The organism is Pseudoduganella sp. R-34 (assembly GCF_049904655.1).
Taxonomy (GTDB): domain Bacteria; phylum Pseudomonadota; class Gammaproteobacteria; order Burkholderiales; family Burkholderiaceae_D; genus Rugamonas.
The window spans coordinates 648,395-667,011 of the sequence record NZ_CP184572.1; the positions used below are offsets into that span (position 1 = coordinate 648,395).

At 63.7% G+C, this 18,617-nt stretch carries 22 protein-coding genes; 7 read left to right on the plus strand and 15 right to left on the minus strand.

Annotation, left to right across the window (positions count from 1 at the left end; genetic code table 11):
- Positions 1-92: 92 nt before the first annotated feature.
- Complete coding sequence (locus ACN9MW_RS03080; protein ID WP_426167470.1) at positions 93-1,343, minus strand: DUF3472 domain-containing protein; 1,251 nt, start codon at positions 1,341-1,343, stop codon at positions 93-95.
- 93 nt (positions 1,344-1,436) lie between these two features.
- Here ACN9MW_RS03080 and ACN9MW_RS03085 point away from each other — a divergent pair, with 93 nt between their 5' ends.
- A complete protein-coding gene (locus ACN9MW_RS03085; RefSeq protein ID WP_426167472.1) occupies positions 1,437-1,805 on the plus strand; it encodes a hypothetical protein in 369 nt (122 codons plus the stop codon).
- Here ACN9MW_RS03085 and ACN9MW_RS03090 read toward each other — a convergent pair.
- The 8 genes from ACN9MW_RS03090 to ACN9MW_RS03125 all read right to left on the minus strand — a co-directional run bounded on the left by ACN9MW_RS03090 (position 1,802) and on the right by ACN9MW_RS03125 (position 8,688).
- On the minus strand, positions 1,802-2,566 hold the full coding sequence (locus ACN9MW_RS03090) for a hypothetical protein (protein WP_426167474.1): 765 nt from the start codon (positions 2,564-2,566) through the stop codon (positions 1,802-1,804). The genes ACN9MW_RS03085 and ACN9MW_RS03090 overlap by 4 nt on opposite strands.
- Positions 2,563-2,754, minus strand: coding sequence for a hypothetical protein (locus tag ACN9MW_RS03095; protein WP_426167476.1), 192 nt, complete (start codon positions 2,752-2,754; stop codon positions 2,563-2,565). Before ACN9MW_RS03095 ends, ACN9MW_RS03090 begins: the two co-directional genes overlap by 4 nt.
- 107 nt (positions 2,755-2,861) lie before the next feature.
- Positions 2,862-4,130, minus strand: coding sequence for an FAD-dependent oxidoreductase (locus ACN9MW_RS03100; RefSeq protein ID WP_426167478.1), 1,269 nt, complete (start codon positions 4,128-4,130; stop codon positions 2,862-2,864).
- A gap of 12 nt (positions 4,131-4,142) precedes the next feature.
- Entirely contained in the window at positions 4,143-4,661 is a 519-nt protein-coding gene (locus ACN9MW_RS03105; RefSeq protein WP_426167480.1) for a thioesterase family protein, read from the minus strand.
- Positions 4,658-5,431, minus strand: coding sequence for an enoyl-CoA hydratase/isomerase family protein (locus ACN9MW_RS03110; RefSeq protein ID WP_426167482.1), 774 nt, complete (start codon positions 5,429-5,431; stop codon positions 4,658-4,660). The genes ACN9MW_RS03105 and ACN9MW_RS03110 overlap by 4 nt, the downstream gene beginning before the upstream one ends.
- Positions 5,432-5,517: 86 nt before the next feature.
- On the minus strand, positions 5,518-6,447 hold the full coding sequence (locus ACN9MW_RS03115; RefSeq protein WP_426167484.1) for a diiron oxygenase: 930 nt from the start codon (positions 6,445-6,447) through the stop codon (positions 5,518-5,520).
- Positions 6,448-6,502: 55 nt separating this feature from the next.
- Positions 6,503-8,191 carry a long-chain-fatty-acid--CoA ligase gene (locus tag ACN9MW_RS03120; RefSeq protein WP_426167486.1) on the minus strand — a complete coding sequence of 563 codons (1,689 nt, stop codon included), beginning with the start codon at positions 8,189-8,191 and terminating at the stop codon, positions 6,503-6,505.
- Positions 8,188-8,688: a winged helix-turn-helix transcriptional regulator gene (locus tag ACN9MW_RS03125; RefSeq protein ID WP_426167488.1), complete on the minus strand. Its 501-nt coding sequence runs from the start codon at positions 8,686-8,688 to the stop codon at positions 8,188-8,190. Before ACN9MW_RS03125 ends, ACN9MW_RS03120 begins: the two co-directional genes overlap by 4 nt.
- 182 nt (positions 8,689-8,870) lie before the next feature.
- Here ACN9MW_RS03125 and aqpZ point away from each other — a divergent pair, with 182 nt between their 5' ends.
- Together aqpZ and ACN9MW_RS03135 are read left to right on the plus strand one after the other, a co-directional pair.
- A complete protein-coding gene (gene aqpZ, locus ACN9MW_RS03130; RefSeq protein WP_426167490.1) occupies positions 8,871-9,560 on the plus strand; it encodes an aquaporin Z in 690 nt (229 codons plus the stop codon).
- A gap of 47 nt (positions 9,561-9,607) precedes the next feature.
- Complete coding sequence (locus tag ACN9MW_RS03135) at positions 9,608-9,940, plus strand: cupin domain-containing protein (protein WP_426167492.1); 333 nt, start codon at positions 9,608-9,610, stop codon at positions 9,938-9,940.
- Here the strand turns inward: ACN9MW_RS03135 and ACN9MW_RS03140 are convergent.
- From ACN9MW_RS03140 to ACN9MW_RS03165, 6 genes are all read right to left on the minus strand, one after another.
- Complete coding sequence (locus tag ACN9MW_RS03140) at positions 9,921-11,189, minus strand: ATP-binding protein (protein WP_426167494.1); 1,269 nt, start codon at positions 11,187-11,189, stop codon at positions 9,921-9,923. The two genes, ACN9MW_RS03135 and ACN9MW_RS03140, sit on opposite strands and share 20 nt — an antisense overlap.
- A gap of 53 nt (positions 11,190-11,242) precedes the next feature.
- Complete coding sequence (locus ACN9MW_RS03145) at positions 11,243-12,271, minus strand: NAD(P)H-dependent glycerol-3-phosphate dehydrogenase (RefSeq protein WP_426172105.1); 1,029 nt, start codon at positions 12,269-12,271, stop codon at positions 11,243-11,245.
- Positions 12,272-12,276: 5 nt separating this feature from the next.
- Positions 12,277-12,723: an SH3 domain-containing protein gene (locus tag ACN9MW_RS03150; protein WP_426167496.1), complete on the minus strand. Its 447-nt coding sequence runs from the start codon at positions 12,721-12,723 to the stop codon at positions 12,277-12,279.
- Between the two features lie 85 nt (positions 12,724-12,808).
- A complete protein-coding gene (gene secB, locus ACN9MW_RS03155; RefSeq protein ID WP_426167498.1) occupies positions 12,809-13,300 on the minus strand; it encodes a protein-export chaperone SecB in 492 nt (163 codons plus the stop codon).
- Positions 13,301-13,439: 139 nt separating this feature from the next.
- Positions 13,440-13,700, minus strand: a complete 261-nt coding sequence (gene grxC / locus ACN9MW_RS03160; RefSeq protein ID WP_057265991.1) for a glutaredoxin 3 — start codon at positions 13,698-13,700, stop codon at positions 13,440-13,442.
- A 10-nt stretch (positions 13,701-13,710) separates the two neighbouring features.
- Positions 13,711-14,109, minus strand: a complete 399-nt coding sequence (locus ACN9MW_RS03165) for a rhodanese-like domain-containing protein (RefSeq protein WP_426167501.1) — start codon at positions 14,107-14,109, stop codon at positions 13,711-13,713.
- Positions 14,110-14,212: 103 nt separating this feature from the next.
- Between ACN9MW_RS03165 and gpmA the strand changes: the two genes are divergently transcribed.
- The 4 genes from gpmA to ACN9MW_RS03185 are packed head-to-tail and all read left to right on the plus strand — an operon-like array spanning position 14,213 to position 18,607.
- Complete coding sequence (gene gpmA / locus ACN9MW_RS03170; RefSeq protein ID WP_426167503.1) at positions 14,213-14,959, plus strand: 2,3-diphosphoglycerate-dependent phosphoglycerate mutase; 747 nt, start codon at positions 14,213-14,215, stop codon at positions 14,957-14,959.
- 11 nt (positions 14,960-14,970) lie between these two features.
- Positions 14,971-16,431, plus strand: a complete 1,461-nt coding sequence (locus ACN9MW_RS03175) for a murein hydrolase activator EnvC family protein (RefSeq protein WP_426172106.1) — start codon at positions 14,971-14,973, stop codon at positions 16,429-16,431.
- A gap of 16 nt (positions 16,432-16,447) precedes the next feature.
- Entirely contained in the window at positions 16,448-17,854 is a 1,407-nt protein-coding gene (locus ACN9MW_RS03180; protein WP_426167505.1) for a S41 family peptidase, read from the plus strand.
- A complete protein-coding gene (locus ACN9MW_RS03185) occupies positions 17,855-18,607 on the plus strand; it encodes a HesA/MoeB/ThiF family protein (RefSeq protein WP_426167507.1) in 753 nt (250 codons plus the stop codon). It abuts the gene before it with no gap.
- Positions 18,608-18,617 lie beyond the last annotated feature (10 nt).

Below are 18,617 nucleotides of genomic sequence, written 5' to 3' on the forward strand. Positions count from 1 at the left end.
CCAGATTAAGGGGGCAGTGTGTATCGCTTTTGTCGAGAGCTCGTGAGAAGTGTATCTGGCATGGCGCCAGATACACTGGGATACAAAAATGTCTACGGCAGGGTGCCGACGTCCACCGTTGGTACTTGTCCGGTAGCCGGGCGGGTGAAGCTTTGGTTGATTGGCACATTGGGGCTGAAGAAGCCGCCATTACGCAAGTAGAAGCTTCCGTTATGCAAGCCACCTGCGTAATCCATGCGCTGGGCGTTGGCTGCGGTGGCGTCGCCAGTGAAGCGTGCCGTCACCAGTTCGGTCCAGCTACCGCCGGTACTGCGCGCCCACTGGTTGTTGAACTGTACGCTGCGGCCAAGGTAGCCCCTGGTGTCAATGAAGTTCTCCAGGAAGGAATACACGCCGGCGTGGTAGGTCGTGGTGGCCGGGCGCTTCCAGGTGGCGATGAAGCGCCAGGCGTTGGTTTCGGGTGCGTAGAACCAGGCGGAGAAATTGGTACCGCCCGCGCCGTCCGGCACGACGCGTGTGATGAAGCGGTAGGTCTGTCCGGCCATCCAGTTGTACAGCAGGTAGGACTGGCCGCCGGTGCCTTCTCCGCCAAACGAGTTGTCGACCACGTTCGGGCCCTTGCGTACCAGCGTGGTCTTGGCGCCGTTATCGGCATCCCAGATCGAGAACAGCACGCGGCGTTCGGTCGGCGAGTTGACCTGGATGCCGAAGTAGCCGCCATTGAATCCGTTGGCCATGAAATAGGAGCCGATCTTGTCTTCGCCTGCCGGCACCGTCACCTCATTGTAGAAATACTCGGTGTTGGCCGGCACCGTGTAGCCGAGGTGGACGGATGGCCCGCGGCGCGACCAGTAGTAATTGGCTGCGTCGTTCGCATAGTTCAGCGGCGTGCTGGTGTTGACGCGCAGTGCCGCAACGTCACCGAAGTAGGAGCCGGATTTGCTAATGCCTTGCAGGTCGACCCGCACGTAACCGGCTGCGGGCACGTTGATGGTACCGACGGTGTAGGTCTTGGTCCTGCCCTTGGTGAGGGTGATGTCGAACGGCGTGCCATTGGCGGTCACGCGGATGTTGCTGGTCTTGCTGCCGGTCAGGCCGGCGTCCAGCGACAAGGTGGCGTTGCCCGCGGCGGCCATGCGGAACCAGATGCTGGTGACGGTATTGGCGCTGGTCCAGTTGGCCAGGCCGTTGTTGTTGATGACTTCCGTCGAACCGGCATCGGCGCTGGTGACGAAGCCGTTGCCGGCCAGGGCGACTACGGCATCCCCGCTGGCAACAGGCTGGCCCGCCAGGGCCGCGGCGGCGGAAAACGCAAGGATTAACAGCGAAATTCTTCGTTTCATCTCCATATCCTTTCAATTTTATTGAAAAACGAAAGGTAAACTACGATGAATCGAAAGTAAGCGCAACTGAAATCGCAGCGTACAATGAGCGGCATGAGGCCAGACCTGCCACCCGACCAGCAATGGAAGCTGATGCTGGGGAGCTTTATCCATGAGTTCTCCCGGCTGGAAGCGCACGTATTCATCCTGTGCGCACGCTGCATCGGTACCGACGACACGCGCAAGCTCACATTCGGCAAGCGGCTTGACCGCATCAAGGCCAGCCTGAAGCAACAATCGCCGCAGTCCAGTGAAGCCATGCTGGCGCTGTTGCGCGAGGCGCGCGGCCTGGCGGAATTTCGCAATGCGCTGCTGCACAACACGTCTTTCCACGGCATGGGCGGCAGCGCGCCGCAAATCGAAGAAATGGAAGCACGGCTGCAGCAGCTTGAGGTGCTGCTGGACGCGCTGGCGCTGGCTTAGTTGCGCAGGGCGGCGATGGCTTGCTGCACGCGCGCACTGTCGACGCGCTTGGCCAGCTTGCGGCCTTGTTCGCGCATGCGCTCGAACGCTTCGTCGAGTTCCGCCGCGCTCGGCTGCAAGGGCGCCAGCGAACGGGCCAGCTTCGGCAGGAGGCCGCGTTGCAGGAAGCGTTCTCCCATCTGGCTCAATTGCCAGGCTACCGCGCCAAGGCTGAGGAAGAAGGCGATGATGAAACCGGTGTCCATGTTTTCCGGCGCCTGCTGTCGCAGCGCGGCAAGCACCAGGGCGCAAAACGCGAATGCGCCGCCGATGGTCCACCACACTTCGCGGTCGAGGCGCGTGGTCGCTTCGAACTCGTCGAGTGCGTCGGCCTGCAGGCGCAACGCCGCATCGAGCTGGCGCCGGCGCTCCGATTCATCAAGCAGCAAGGGCGCTTCGCGCAGGCGCGCAGCAGCGGCCAGTGCATCGGCGTGGCGGATCGACAAATGGGGATTGGTGGTTTGTTCCAGCTGCACCAGCGGCAGCTGTTCCGCGCTCAACTGGGTGTAGTGTCCGACTTCCATGGGCAGCGCCATGCCGCAATCGCAGCAGGTGCGCTGATATCCGGCCAGCTCGCCTTTGGAAATGGTGAGGTAGTACACGTGCCAGGCCATGCCGATGCGCTGCACGGAGAACGCACGGGCTGCCCGGCATACGGGGCAGAAGTCGGCGACGTAGCCGGCGTGGGTGTAGACCGCCTTCCTGCCCCAGACGAAAATCATGCGTGCTTGTGGTGAGTGGTTGCCTTCGCGGTCTTATGGTGCGCGGAGGTTTTCTTCTTCGCCAGGTGATGCTTGGTGGAGGTCGAGGCGGTCTTGTGGTGGGTGGCGGTGGCCTTGGCGTGGGTGGTGCTGGCAAAGGCAGGCACGGTCAGGGCGAGGGCCAGGCTGGCAACGATCAGGTGTTTCATGCGTATCTCCGAGGGCGGCAATGGCGTGCCGGTTCGCCCAGCCATTATAGGCCCCGCCTCCGCCGTTTTTCCATAGGCACAAACCGTAAGGGATGCCCTTTGTACCGTCAGCCGAAATGGCGGCGCATCAGGGCTCGCGCCTGCCGTGCGCTGTGCTCGACTGTCTCGAAGTTCAGGGCGCCGCCCGCGTAGTATATGCGGCACTGGCCCTGCAAGGCGTCGATGCGTTCGAAATAACCGGCTTCCAGGGCGGTGCCGTCGACATGAGGGAAGTAATCCCACTCCTGCTGCAGGACGACGCGCGCCAACCTTCCCCCTTGGGCGGCAATATCGGCCGCCAGCAGCTCGCGCAACTGTCCGGTGCTGGCGGCGTCCCCGGCCAACTGCCAGCCCAGGTACATCGGCAGGGCAGGATTGCGGTTGGCCCAGGCATTCATGTGGCCGATGCGTTCGGGGTGTTCGTTCTGGTGCAGGAACAGGAATTCCCCACCCGGCAGGCTGCTGGCGGCAAAGGCGCTGACCAGGTAGCGGTTGCTGCGCAACTGCGCCAGCAGGGCGGCGGCTTCGCTGCCGGCCGGCAGGAAGCTGGCTGCCGTGTGCAGCGGCGCCGCCACCACCACTGCATCGAAGCTGTGCTGGTCGCGGCCATTGATGGTGAGCTGCACCGGACGGCCTGGTGGGCTGTCGAGCGCTGTCACGGCCGCGCCGAGGCGGACGTCGAGCTCTCGCGCCAGTCCTTCCCACAAGCCCTGGAAGCCCTGCGGGAAGACGTGGAACTTGCCCGGCGCCAGGCCGCCCTGGCCGTCGGGCCGGAACAGCCACGGGATCAGTTTCATGAAATACAGGGCCGGCACGGTTTCGTAATAGCCGTAGCCGAACCCCACCAGGGCGCCGCGCGCCAGTTCGGCCACCGGCGTGAAGCCGTGGCTGGCGGCGAAGCGGTCGAACGGCTGGTGCAGCGCGCGCGGCATGCCGGCCAGGGTATCGTAGCGAACCATGGCATAGCGTTCCAGCGCCGCGCCATAATTGGCGATGGCTTGCCCGATTTCGTCCGCGCTGTAGCGGCTGGCAAGGAAGGACGGGGCATCGTGCCGCACCCCATGCTCGTCGAGGAAGCGCTGCTCCACCGGGTAGGGCGCGATCGCAACGCCCAGGCGCTGCGCCAGTCCCAGCACCAGTTCGCACTCGGCGGAGGCGATGACGGCGCCCAGTTCTACCGGGCCGGCGGGCGTCTGCGCGGTGTACACCTTGCCGCCCACGCGCGTGCCCTGTTCGAACAGCGTGACTTTCTTGTAGCCCAGCTGGCGCAGGGTGTCCGCGGCGGTCAGCCCTGCCGGGCCGGCGCCGATGACGGCGATGTTTTGTATGGCTTCCATGGGTTCTCCCGTTCAGGCCCGCATCAGGCGATCGGCCTCGATCCACGCCGTGACCGAGCGCGGGAAGACCGGCGAGGCCGGATCCACGCCCAGTACCGCGCACATTTCATTGCTGCCCACCACGCCGTAGGGGCCGACAATGCCGCCCTTGGTGTGGCCGACCGCCATCACGTCCCCGTCGAGCACGAACTCGAAGCGGATATAGGTCCAGCGCTCGTCCCAGCACAGGGCGCAGAAGCGCAGGGTATAGCGCCGGAACGGCTTGAGCCCGCGCCGGAACGCGATCATCGAGCCGCCCAGCATCGGGCGCCAGCCGCGCTTGAGGGCCGGCCCCATGAAGCCGGCGCGCGTCATGTATTCGACCAGAGCCAGGTCGATGATGGTCATGTAGCGGCCATTGTTCATATGGCCGTTCAGGTCCAGGTCGTTGGGCAGCACGGTGAGCTGCATCTCGATCGTGTCGCCGATCTGGATCGCGGGCTTGAAGCAGGCCCGCAGCCAGACCAGCATGAGGCGGAAATACAGGTTCATTGCGCGGCTGCCGCGGCGGGTTGGCGCAGGCGGCTGGCGACGTAGCGCAGCGCCTGCTGGGTTTCCGGCTGCAGGAAGGCGTCGACGAAGTCGTCGACCGGCAGCGCATCGACGTCGGCAAACACGTCGCGCAGGTCGCGGCGGGCGATGGCGCGCGTGCTGACCAGGGCTTGCGGCGGCACCGACAGCAGTTCCTGCAGGCGCTCGCGCGTGCGCGCCACCACCTGCGAAGGCTCGGCCAGCTCGTCGACCAGGTTCACTTCCAGCGCCTGCTGCGGCGACAGCATGCGGCCGAACACCAGCAGCCTTTCGGCCTGCAGGGCTCCCACCACGCGGCGCACCGCAACCTGGAAGCAGTCCGGCAGCGCCACGCCGACCCGCACTTCGTTCAGGCCAACCTGCCAGGGGCCTTGCGCCATGACGCGGTAGTCGCAGAACACGGCCAGCAGGGCGCCGGCGGCCATGCAATGGCCGGTAATGGCGGCGAAAATCGGTTGGCGCGACAACGCCATCTCGGACGCCAGCAGGAACACTTGCTGCCAGTATTCGCGCACGGCTTCGTAGTCGCCGCCGACCAGGGCGGCCACGTCCACGCCGGAGGAAAACACGCCCGGCGCACCGGACAGGATGATGCCGCGCTGGCCTGTGCGCTCGGCTTCGGCCAGGGCATGGCGCAGGGTTTTCAGCACGCCCACGTCGATCAGGTTGACCGGCGGTCGGGCGATGCGCAATTCCGTGATGCCGGAATCGTGGGGAATGATATCGATCATGCTTGCTCCAGATTCTTTTTGAAACGGCGACAGCTGTCCCTGGCGCGCACTGCGCCATGCAAGCTGCCGCCTGGGGATGATGGGGCTTACTGCTTGATGATGTTGTGCTTCAGGCACCACTCGCGCACGTCGCGGAAGCGGGCTGCATTGAGGCGCTGGTTGTTCGGCGAGTTGCGCACCTCGCGGATCTTGTCGGTGTCGCCGGGTTTGATCGGGAAGTCGAAGGATGCATGCAGGGCGATTTCCGGCATGTAGGTGTATTCGTCCAGCAGGAAGCCGTAGCCCTTCTGGAAGAACTCGCACATCTCTTCCAGCTCCTCCTTGGGCGCCGCCTCGAAGTAGTTTTCGCAGATGGTCTTGGCGAAGGCGATGTGGCGCACTTCTTCCAGGTGGTGTTCCTTGAACATCTGGCGCGTCAGCGGGTCGATGCCGTCGGTCTGGGTCTGGAAGATCGAGTTCAGCTCCGCGAACCATTCGATCAGCAGGTTCCAGCAGATGCCGTACACCGGATGCTTGCCGGCCAGCTGGCGCTCGAACAGGGAGTAGTTGGGGATGTTTTCCGGATGGCTCCACAGGCGCAGGTTGGCCTTGTCCAGGTAGCGGCGGAACATCAGCGTGTGCACGATCTCTTCGCGCGAGAACACCATCAGGTATTCGCGCACGTCGTCGCTCAGGACGCCGTGGTACTGGTTGACGTAGCCGACGTACAGTTCGGGCAGGGTCTGTTCCAGCCAGATGAAATAGGACACGTCGCGGCCGGTCTCCAGCCACAGCACTTCATTGCGCTGTTCCTCGGTCAGCATATCCCAGTAGGGCGTGCCGTAGATCCAGCTCGACTCGGCCACCTTGGGCGGCTTGGAAAAGTCGATGCCTTTTTCCCAGTCGACCACCTGGTCGAGGAACAGCAGCTTGCGGTGCGAGGCGTTGATCAGCGTGCGCACGGTCTTGCTGCGCTTCTCGTCGAGCACGATAGGGTTGGTTTTAGGTTGGCTTACTGCGGCAATACTGGCTTCCATACTTAACTCCTGTTATTGAGATGTTCGGGGGCAGTACAGGGAATGCAGCAAAAACTTACGCCGCGACCTTTTCGTCGCGCAGCTCGCGGCGCAGGATCTTGCCCACATTGGTCTTGGGCAGGGCGTCGCGGAACTCGATGTATTTCGGTTTTTTGTAAGCGGTCAACTGCTGTTTGCAGTAGTCCATCAGCTGTTCGCTGGTGAGCGATTGGTGTTTGCGCACCACGAACAGCTTGACGGCTTCGCCCGAACCGGCGTCGGGTACGCCGATGCAGGCGCATTCGAGCACCAGCGGGTGGGCGGCCACCACGCCTTCCACTTCATTGGGGTAAACGTTGAAGCCGGAGACCAGGATCATGTCCTTCTTGCGGTCCACAATGCGGACATAGCCCTGTTCATCCATGATGCCGATGTCGCCCGACTTGAAGTAGCCGGACGCCGTCATGACCTTGGCCGTTTCGTCCGGACGCTTCCAGTAGCCGGCCATCACCTGCGGGCCGCGGATGGCGATTTCGCCGGCCTGGCCGAAGGGCAGGGGATTGCCGTCGTCGTCGACGATCGCCACTTCGGTCGACGGCACCGGCAGGCCGATGGTGCCGCTGAAGCCGTTCTGGTCGGGACGGCACAGCGTGGCCGTCGGCGAGGTCTCCGACAGGCCGTAGCCTTCCAGGATCGGGCTGCCGGTCGCGGCCAGCCAGCGTTCGCTGACCACCTGCTGCACCGCCATGCCGCCGCCCAGGGTGATGCGCAGGCCGGAAAAGTCGACCTTTGCGAGCTCGGGCTGGTTCAGCAAGGCGTTGAACAGGGTGTTCACCCCGGGGAAGAAATTGACGCGGTACTTGGCCAGTTCCTTGACGAAGCCCGCCATGTCGCGCGGATTGGGCACCAGCAGGTTCATCGCGCCCCAGCGCGCGCCCATCAGCATGCAGGCGTTCAGCGCCAGGACGTGGTACAGCGGCAGCGCACATACCGTCACCACCTGTTCGCCCTTGGCTTGATTGAGCAGGGCCGGCCCGGCCCACGCATCGTTCTGCAGCATGTTGGCGATCACGTTGCGGTGGGTCAGGGTGGCGCCCTTGGACAGGCCCGTGGTGCCGCCCGTGTATTGGAGGAAGGCGATGTCGTCGTGGCCCAGCTGCATCGGGCGCAGGGCTTCGCGTGCGCCCTGGCGCAAGGCCGCGCGGAATGGCACGGCGCCCGGCAGATCAAAGAGCGGCACCATCTTCTTCAACGTGCGCACCACGAAGTTGACCAGCATGCCCTTGGCAAAGCCCAGCATGTCGCCCATGCTGGCCACCACCACGTGCTTGACGCTGGTGCGCGGCAGCACCTTTTCCAGCGTGGTGGCGAAGTTTTCGAGGATGAAGATGGCTTCGGCGCCGGAATCGGTCAGCTGGTGCTCCAGCTCACGCGCCGTGTACAGCGGATTGACGTTCACCACGGTGCAGCCGGCGCGCAGGACGGCCGCCACTGCGACCGGATATTGCAGCACATTGGGCATCATCACTGCGACGCGGGCGCCCTTGGCCAGTCCGCGCTGCTGCAGCCATGCGGCCAGGTTGCGCGAGTGCTCGTCCCACTCGCGGTAGCTCATGACGCTGTCCATGCAGGCGTAGGCCTTGCGCGCGGCGAACTTGCCGAAGGACTCCTCCAGCAGGTGCGGCAGGGAGCGGTACAGGTCGGGATCGATGGAGGCCGGAATGCCATCGGGGTAGGACTTGAGCCAGACTTTATCGGTATTCATTGTTTGCTTGTCTCCTCTCTCATGCGCATCAAAGCGTGCGTCTTGTCATCGGCGCCGGGGCCGGCCACCGTATCGATCTGCGCCGGCGCCAGGTCGCGCCCGTCGGCGGCGCGGATGCCCACGCCGGCCACGGGCAGCCCGGTTTCGCGCTCCACCAGCGTCATGCGCGGCCCGTCCGGATGCGGCGCCCATTGCTCGCCCCACACGGTCATCGCGGCCAGGATGGGATAGAGCGAGTGGCCCTTGGGCGTCAGGCGGTAATGGACGATGCGGGCGTCCTCGTCGCTGGGCTGGCGCAGCAGGATGCCGTTCTCCACCAGCTTGCCCAGGCGGCGGGCCAGGATATTGGTGCTGATGCCGAGGTGGCGCTGGAAATCCTGGAAGCGGCTCATGCCGCAGAAGGCGTTGCGCAAAATGACAAAGGTCCACCATTCGCCGACCTGCTCCAGGGTCTGGGCGATGGGGCAGTTCATCTCGGCGAACGAACCTTTGCTCATTGGCTTCCATTTTGGTAGTAAATATATAACATTTACTCTATTGAAACCGCTTGCGTAACACAAGCGAATTTTCTAGAACGGTCGCTCTATTTTTCTGCGGTGCAACATGTCGCACCGTTGTCATTTCCGCCATTTATAGTTAATCTGTTTGCAAAATTACCAATCGTCAACGGAGGCGTGACATGCAAAAACTGGGTGCGGAATTCTTCGGTACGTTCTGGCTAGTCCTGGGCGGTTGCGGCAGTGCGGTGCTGGCGGCGGCATTTCCCGGGGTGGGGATCGGCTTGCACGGGGTGTCGCTGGCCTTCGGCCTGACGGTGCTGACCATGGCCTTTGCCATCGGCCACATTTCGGGCTGTCATTTGAACCCGGCGGTATCGGTCGGCCTGTGGCTGGGCGGCCGCTTCCCGGCCAAGGATTTGCCGGGCTATATCGTGGCGCAGGTGCTGGGCGGCATTGCTGCGGGCGGCGTGCTCTACCTGATCGCCAGCGGCAAGGCAGGTTTTGACGTGGCCGCCGGCTTCGCCTCCAACGGCTATGGCGAGCATTCGCCGGGCGGCTACAGCCTGGTGGCGGCCCTGGTCACGGAAGTAGTGATGACGGCCTTCTTCCTGGTGGTCATCCTGGGGGCAACCGACAAGCGCGCACCGGCTGGCTTTGCGCCGATCGCCATCGGCCTGTGCCTGACCCTGATCCACCTGATCTCGATCCCGGTCACCAACACCTCGGTCAACCCGGCGCGCAGCACCGGCGTCGCGCTGTATGTCGGCGGCTGGGCGGTGGCGCAACTGTGGCTGTTCTGGGTGGCGCCGATCATCGGCGCCGGCGTCGGCGCAGGCATCTACCGCTTCATTGGCGACGAACAGAAATAAGTGCGGCGGCGCCAACTGCTATCATTGGGACAATCCAGGGAGGGTATATGGCGCTACCGCATGCATCATCCGGGCAAGTGGTCCGGATTGGCCGCGAGGCCGGTGAAAGCTTGTCGCAGTTTTCTTCCATCGCACTGGCCAAGACGGAGCAGCTGGAATTGATCCGCATGACCGTGCCGGCCGGCCGTGCGGTACCGGAGCATGCGGTCAAGGGCCAGATCACGCTGCAATGCCTGGAAGGCGAGGTGGCGTTCGATGCGCATGGCCGCACCGCCATCCTGCGCGGCGGGGAAATGCTCTACCTGCAAGGTGGCGCGCCGCACGCCCTGCGCGCCAACACCGATGCGCTGCTGCTGTTGACTATTGTGCTGGAGGATTGAGCGGCAGGCGGAAGGTGAACCGGACGCCGTCGCCCGGCCTGCTGTCGAGGCGTACGCTGCCCTTCAGGATCGCTTGCACGGCGTTCAGCACGATCGTCAGGCCCAGCCCGCGCGCCCCCTCGCCGACCCGCGTCGTGTAGAACGGTTCGAACACGCGCGGCAACGCATCGGCGGCGATGCCGCAGCCATTATCCGTATACACCAGCTCCACGTCGCTGCCCTGGCGCGTAGCGGCAATGTGCACGCAGCGTCCCTCGCGGCCGGCAAAGGCATGGCGCGCCGAATTGTCCAGCAAGGCAACCAGGACCTGTTCGATATGGCCTGGGTAGCTGTCCATTTCCAGGCCGGCAGGAATATCCACCGTCAGGCTGATCGCTTCGCGTCGCAGCAAGGGCGCGGTGGCGCTGGCGACGTGGGCCACCGTTTCGTCGAGGTCGAAGCGGCGCCGCGGCTGCCCCTCCTGGTCCACTGCGATCTGCTTGATGCTGGCCAGCAGGTTGCCGGCACGCGTGCTATTGCGTTCGATCGTGTCGCAGGCTTGCCGCCCTTCGTCGAGCATGCGCCGCAAATTCGATTGCGACAGGGAGCGGGCTTCGGCCTGCTGCAAAATATCGTCCAGCCGCGCGGCCAGCGAGGACGAGCCCAGCACGATATTGCCGAGCGGCGTGTTCAGCTCATGTGCGATGCCGCCGACCAGGCGGCCGATGGTGGCCAGCTTGGCAGTGGCCACCATCTGTTCCAGCAGCGCGGCATCGCGCAGCGCCTGTTCGCGCCGTTCATAGACTTGGCGCAGGTCGCGTTCGACCAGGCCGCGGAATTGCTCCAGCAGTGCGCGCTGGGTATCGTCGTAGGGATTCCTCTTCCGGTCCAGCACGCAGATGGTGCCGAACACGTGGTCGTTAGGCCAGACCAGCGGCAGGCCGAGGTAGGAAACCATGCCGAGCTTGATGTCGGGATTGGCGCACCAGGCGGCGTCCTGCAAGGCATCCGGCACCAGGAGTTCGCCTCGCCGCGCCATCACGGTCTCGCAATACAGGCCGGTATTCAGCGGCGCCAGTTCATGTTCTTCGTAGGGATTGCCGGGCGAATGGCTGGACAGGAATACCTGGATGCTGGGCGGCTGCACGCGCATGATCAGGGCGGCCGGCACGTGCAGCAGGCGGGCCAGCAAGTCCAGGACTTGCTGCCACTTGTCCGCCATCGTCGTGTCGATCTCGAGCGTTTCGGCCAGGTTCGCGGAACTGATCATCGTCGCCTCCACTGAAGGGATGCGCCGATTATAGGATGGAGAGCGCGACGATGCTACTTAACTGGCGGCACCTGGTTTTCCGAGCGCGGGTCGCGCGCCAGCAAGCCTTGCACCAGGTCGGCCGGTTGCAAGCCGTCGAACAGCACGCTGGCGACGGCGTTTGTAATCGGCATCTCCACGCCGAGGCGGCGCGCCAGTTCGCGCACCGCTTTCGCGCAGGGCACGCCTTCGGCCACATGGCCCAGCTCCTTGACCACGGTTTCCAGTGACTTGCCCTGCGCCAGCCCCAGGCCGACGCGGCGGTTGCGTGACAGGTCGCCGGTGCAGGTCAGGATCAGGTCGCCCATGCCGGTCAAGCCCATGAAGGTTTCGACTTGCCCACCCAGGGCGGTGCCGAGGCGGGTAATCTCGGCCAGGCCGCGCGTGATCAGCGCGGCGCGGGCGTTCAGGCCCAGGCCCATGCCGTCGGCCACGCCGGTCGCGATGGCCAGGACGTTCTTCACGGCGCCGCCCACTTCCACGCCGACAATGTCGTCGCTCGAGTAGACGCGCATGGTGCCGCCGTGCACGGCGCCTACCACCAGCTCGCACAGGGCGGCATCGCTGGAGGCAATGGTCAGGGCGCAAGGCAGGCCCTTGGCCACTTCCTGCGCGAACGAAGGGCCGGACAGTGCGCCAGCCGGCACGCTATCGCCCAGTACTTCACGCACGATCTGGTGCGGCAGCATGCCGGTGTCGTATTCAAAGCCTTTGCACAGCCAGACGATGTTCGGAATCTGCCTGCCTTTCAGTGCTTGCAGCAAGGGGCGCAGGCCGGCAACCGGGCAGGCGGCAATCAGCAAGCCATCCTGGCCCGCATGGGCCACGGCGGCATCGAAATCGGAGCTCACCTGCAGCGCAGGCGGGAAGGGGAAGCCTTTCAGGTAATGGCTATTGTCGCGGGCGGCGGCCATCTCGGCCATCGCGGCGGCATCGCGGCCCCACAGCACCACTTCGTGGCGCGCGGCAACAGCGATGGCGACGGCGGTGCCCCAGGCGCCGGCGCCCAGCACGCTGATCTTGCGTTTGCCTTCTTGCAGCATCTTGCTCAATTACCCCAAATATCGTTGCTGCGCACATAGCCGACCAGGCCGTCGCGGTGCTTCACCTTGGTCCAGCCGTTGGCGGCCGGTTCAGCCAGTTCCAGCAGCACGCCCTTGTCGGCGATGAACACCACAGGCGAGGTATCGTCGGCCGCGCCGCGTACCCTGGTGTTGGCTGCGCGGACGATCACGTTGCGCTGCTTGATGCTCAAGCCCTTGGCTTCGGTCCAGGCCAGGTCGCCGGCCATATCGCGCACCTTGACCCACTCGCCATAGGTCAGCACGACTTCCAGCGGGGCGCCGGAGGGGACGATGTACTGCTTGGCCGCCCGGGTCGAGGGGGCGCCGTACAGCACGGCAGGATTGGCGCCGACCGACCGGTAGTCGATAGCCTGGGCGCTGGCGCAAGCCAGCAGCGGTGCGGCGATGGCGACAATTCGGCGTAAATTCATCGATTAATACCTTAAAAATGCGCAAAGGCCCACTGGGGCCTTTGCATGCGGGGGAACCGTGGTTCCCCATGATAGCGCAGAAGTATTACTGTACGGTGGCAGAGCCTTCGACCGGGGTGGCGCCAGCTTCAGCAGCTTGCTGCTGGGCGATGGCTGCCAGGCGCTGCTGGTAGAACACTTCAAAGTTGATTTCCGCCAGGTGGATCGGAGGGAAGCCGGCGCGGGTGATCATGTCGGCGATGTTCGAACGCAGGTACGGGTACACGATGTTCGGGCAGCCGATGCCCAGCAGTGGGTCCAGCTGTTCAGCTGGAATATTGCGGGCTTCGAAGATACCGGCCTGTTTGCCTTCAACCAGGAAAGCGACTTTGTCCTTGATCTTGGCAGTCACGGTCACGGTCACGGTGGACTCGAAGATGCCGTCAGACAGCGGCTCAGCGCCAACGTCCAGCGCCACTTCGATCGAAGGGGCTTCCTGTTCCAGGAAGATAGCTGGGGAATTAGGCTGTTCCAGCGACATGTCTTTCAGGTAGACGCGTTGGATTTGGAATACAGGTTGCAGGTTTTCTTCAGACATGGAACGCTTTCGTATCAGTTATATAGTTAATGCTTGTCCAGGCCACGGGGGTAAGCCAAAGTCAAACGCGACGGCAATTGTAGCAAAACTAGTTTATTTTCCAACGTTTCGCCCGCTTGTCCGTTGTATTTGGGGCCGTTTAACCTTTTAACAAGGGGTCGAGGCCGCCAGCCTGGTCCAAAGCGTACAAATCGTCAAAACCGCCAACGTGGGTATCGCCGATATAGATCTGCGGCACCGTGCGGCGGCCCGTCTTTTCCATCATCAGCTGGCGCTGGGCCGGGTCGAGGTCGACGCGGATCTTGTTGATGGCGGTGACACCCTTGCTTTCCAGCAAACGTTCGGCGCGCACGCAATACGGGCACACCAGGGTGCTGTACATGGTAACGTTGGCAGTCATGGCAACTCCTTTACTTTGTCAGCGGCAGGTTTTGCGACTTCCAGGCATCAATCCCGCCTTCCATCACGACAACGTCGGAGAAACCGGACTTTTCCAGCATGCGGGCGGCGCTGAAGGCGCTGATCCCTTTATCGCATACCACCACCAGGGTCTTGTCCTTGAACTTCTTCAGTTCGTCCATGCGGTTGCCCAGTTCGGCCAGCGGGATGTGTTTGGAATCGATGATACGGCTTTCGGCCTTGTCCTTGGCGCGCACATCGAGAATGCCGGCTTTGCCGCGGTTGATCAGCAGGGTGACTTCGGCCGGCGAGGCTTTTTTACCGCGCTGGGTCAGGACCGGGAACAGCAGGGCGCCGCCGGACAAGAGGACGATGGCGATCAGAAAAATATTGTCGATGATGAATTTCACGGTAATCCAATGGTTGAACTTAATCCGAGCATTATAAAATAGATGCTTGTTCGTGGCTTCGGCGGCGATTTTCACCCATTTCCAACTCTATTGTTATAGCTATATGTACAAAATCGTATTCATGCGTCACGGCGAGTCCACCTGGAACCTGGAAAATCGCTTCACCGGCTGGACCGATGTGGACCTGACCGAAAAAGGCGTCAACGAAGCCAAATCTGCCGGCAAAATCCTCAAAGATGCCGGCTTCTCCTTCGACCTGTGCTATACCTCCGTACTCAAGCGCGCCATCCGCACCCTGTGGCTGACCCTGGACGAGATGGATGAAATGTACGTGCCGATCAAGCATGACTGGCGCCTGAACGAGCGTCATTACGGCGCCCTGCAAGGCCTGGACAAGGGCGAAACCGCCGCCAAGTTCGGCGACGCGCAGGTGCTGGTATGGCGCCGCAGCTACGACATCCCGCCGCCAGCGCTGGAAGCCGGCGACGACCGCACTTCCTTCAACGACCCGCGCTATGCCGGTTTGCCAAAGGATGCCATCCCGCTGACCGAGTGCCTGAAAGATACTGTGGCGCGCGTGATGCCGGCCTGGGACGATGAAATCGCCCCAGCCATCAAGGCCGGCAAGCAGATCCTGATTTCGGCCCACGGCAACAGCCTGCGCGCCCTGATCAAGATGCTCGATGGCATCAGCGACGAGGCCATCGTCGGCCTCAACATCCCGAATGGCCAGCCCCTGGTGTACGAACTGGATGCCGACCTGAAGCCGATCAAGCACTACTACCTGGGCGACCCCGCTGCCATCGCTGCCGCCCAGGCTGCCGTGGCCAACCAGGGCAAGGCCAAGTAATCCCCGTGGCGTTGCATCCGACTCGCCCGGGTCGCGTCTGGAATTTGCGTGGCGTTGCGCTGGCCTTGCTGCTGGCGCTGGGCGCCGTGCATGGCGCCGACGCCGCCAAGGCGCCCAAGCCGACCGAACGCAGCAAGCAAAAGGCTGCCGCCGAGACGGAGCGGGCGGCGCTGGCGCGCAAGCTGGCCAACCTGAAGGCGGAAATCGGCAAGACCGAAAGCGCCAAGGAAGACGCGGCTGACACGCTGGCCGAGTCGGAGGAAGCCATTTCCGACGCCAATCGCACCCTGCGCGACTTGGCGGCGGAGCAATCCCAGATCAATAGCAAGGTGGCCGAACTGGCCGCCGAGCAGCTGCGCCTGTCCGCCACGGTGGCGGCGCAGAAGCAGCAACTGGCCAAGCTGCTGCGCGAGCAGTACGTGGCCGGCAATGAAGACCGCATCAAGCTGCTGCTCTCGGGCGACAATCCCAACCGCATCAACCGCGAACTGCAACTGATGGCTTATGTGTCGCAGTCGCAGGCACGCCTGCTCGATTCGCTGCGCGCCAACCTGAAAAAGGTCGAAGAAAACCAGGCCGAGGCGCAAAACGCCAAGCAGGAACTGGACGAAATCGCCGAGGAAGAAAAGCAGCAGAAAGCGAAATTGGAACAGGAGAAGGGCCGTCGCGCCGCTGCCCTGGCCAGCCTGTCCAAGAAGCTGGTCGCCCAGCGCAAGGAAGCTGGCCGCATGGAACAGGACGCCCAGCGCCTGGATGCCCTGGTCGATAAACTGAACAAGCTGATCGAAGAACAGGCGCGCATCGCCGCCGCTGAAAAGGCACGCCAGGAAAAGCTGGCCGCCGAACGGGCCGCCAAGGCCAAGGCGGAAGCGGAAGCGCGTGCGCTGGCCCGCGCCAAGGCGCAGGCCGAGCGCGAACGCCTGGCGCAGGAAGCGAAAAAGGCCGGCAAGCCGGTGCCGAAACCGCCGCCGGTCGAGGACGAACCAAAGGTCGCCGCCAAGCCGGAGCCTTCCGAGCAGCGCGACGAGAAGTCGCCGCGTCCATCCGAGGTGGCACTGGCGCCAGTGGTGCCGGACGGCGTGTTCGCCAGGTTGAAGGGCGAGCTGCCGGCGCCGGTGGCCGGCAAGGTGGACAAGCGCTTCGGCAGCAAGAACGCCGACGGCGTGGCCTGGAAAGGCATGGTGGTGAAGGCCGCCGCCGGGGCCGAAGTGCGCGCCGTGGCGGCGGGCCGCGTGGTGTACGCAACCTCGCTGCGCGGCTACGGCAATTTCATTATCATCGACCACGGCGGTCAATACTGGAGCGGCTACGGCTACAACGAGTCTGTGCTGAAACGCGCCGGCGACGTGGTGAAAGCAGGCGAGGTGATCGCCACCGTTGGAAATACCGGCGGTTACGAAGAATCGGGTTTATACTTTGAAATGCGCCACCAGGGCAAGCCGATAGATCCGGCCGGGTGGGTCAAGTTCTAGCGGCGGAAAGCAATCAATGGGCAACAAAACGAAGAGTCTGGGCCTGGTCGGCCTTGGTATGGTGGCTGGCATCGCCGTCTCGATGCAGTTTTCCGCCCTTGCGCAAAAGGCTTCCACGCCCTTGCCGCTGGAAGAACTGCGCACCCTGTCCGAAGTTTTCAGCCTGATCAAATCCGACTACGTCGAACAGGTCGACGACAAGAAGCTGCTGCAGGACGCCATCGCCGGCATGGTTTCCTCGCTCGATCCGCATTCCACCTATCTCGATAAGGCCGCATTCAAGGAAATGCGCGAATCCATCCACGGCAAGTTTGTCGGCATCGGCATCGAAGTCGGGGTGGAGGACGGCTACATCAAGGTGGTGGCGCCGATCGAGGATTCGCCGGCCTGGCGCGCCGGCATCAAGGCGGGCGACCTGATTACGCGCCTCGATAACGAACCGCTGAAAGGCCTGCCGCTGGACGACGCCATCAAGAAGATGCGCGGCGAACCGCGCACCAAGGTGGTGCTGACGGTGGCGCGCAAGGATGAAGACAAGCCGCTGCTGATCCCCATCGTACGCGAGGAGATCCGCGTGCAGAGCGTCAAGGTGAAGATGGTGGAGCCGGACTATGCCTGGCTGCGCATCTCGCAATTCCAGGAGCCGACGGTGGAAGACATGGCGAAGAAACTCGGCGCCCTGTATGCCAGGAATCCGAACATCAAGGGCCTGGTGCTGGACCTGCGCAACGACCCGGGCGGCGTGGTGCAGGGCGCGGTCGGCGTGTCGGCTGCCTTCCTGCCGAAGGATGCGCTGGTGGTGTCCACCGACGGCCAGTTGGCCGATTCCAAGCAGGCTTTCCACGCCACTTCCGAGAATTATGCCACCCGCAGCGGCGGCGATCCGCTGGCCAAGCTGCCAGCCGCGCTGAAGACGGTGCCGATGGTGGTGCTGGTCAACGGCGGCTCCGCCTCCGCTTCCGAAATCGTCGCCGGCGCCCTGCAGGATTACAAGCGCGCCATCGTGATGGGCAGCCAGACCTTCGGCAAAGGCTCGGTGCAGACGCTGCGCCAGATCACCGCCGATTCGGCCGTCAAGCTGACTACGGCGCGCTACTTCACGCCGAACGGCCGCGGCATCCAGGCCAAGGGCATCGTGCCGGACGTGCTGGTCGATGAAACGGCGGAAGGCGACGCCATCAACAGCCTGCGCCTGCGCGAAGCCGACCTGCAGAAGCACTTGGCCAACGGCGACGGCGAAGAAGACAAGGAAGGCCGGATCCGCCGCGACGAACTGGAAGAAGCACAGCGCCTGCTGGCCGCTGCGAAAAAGCAGAAGCCTTTCGAGTTCGGCGGCAAGGACGACTTCCAGCTGGAACAGGCGCTGCGCCACTTCAAGGGCTTGCCGGTCAAGACATCCAGGCCTGAGCTGGCTGCCAAGTAAATGAACGACCAGCAGCTGCTGCGTTATTCGCGCCATATCCTCCTCGATGAAATCGGCATCGAGGGGCAGCAGGCGATGTTGCAGGGCAGGGCGCTGGTGATCGGCGCGGGCGGCCTCGGCTCGCCGGCTTCGCTCTACCTGGCCTCGGCCGGCATCGGCCAGCTGACCATCGTCGACCATGACAGCGTCGACCTGACCAACCTGCAGCGCCAGATCGCCCACACCACCGAGCGTGTCGGCCAGCCCAAGGCCGAATCGGCGCGCGCCACGCTGAATGCCATCAACCCCGAATGCCAGGTGAACGCCCTGGTCGAACGCGTCGACGACGCGCGCCTGGCGGCGCTGGTGGCGCAACACGACGTGGTGCTCGATTGCACCGACAATTTCAAGACCCGCCATGCCGTCAACCGCGCCTGCGTGGCGCATCGCGTGCCGCTGGTGTCGGGCGCCGTGATCCGCTTCGATGGCCAGGTCAGCGTGTTCGATACGCGGGTGGCGGGGCCTTGCTACTCCTGCCTGTTCCCTCAAGACCAGCCGTTCGAGGACGTGGCCTGCTCCACCATGGGCGTGTTCGCGCCGCTGGTGGGCGTGGTCGGCGCCATGCAGGCTGCCGAAGCGCTCAAGCTGGTGATGGGCATTGGCGAGTCGCTCTCAGGCCGCCTGTTGCTGCTGGATGGATTGCGCATGGAGTGGAACAGCATTAGCATCACCCGCAACGAAGCCTGTCCTGTGTGCGGGACACAACATCAATAAACAGGAGATC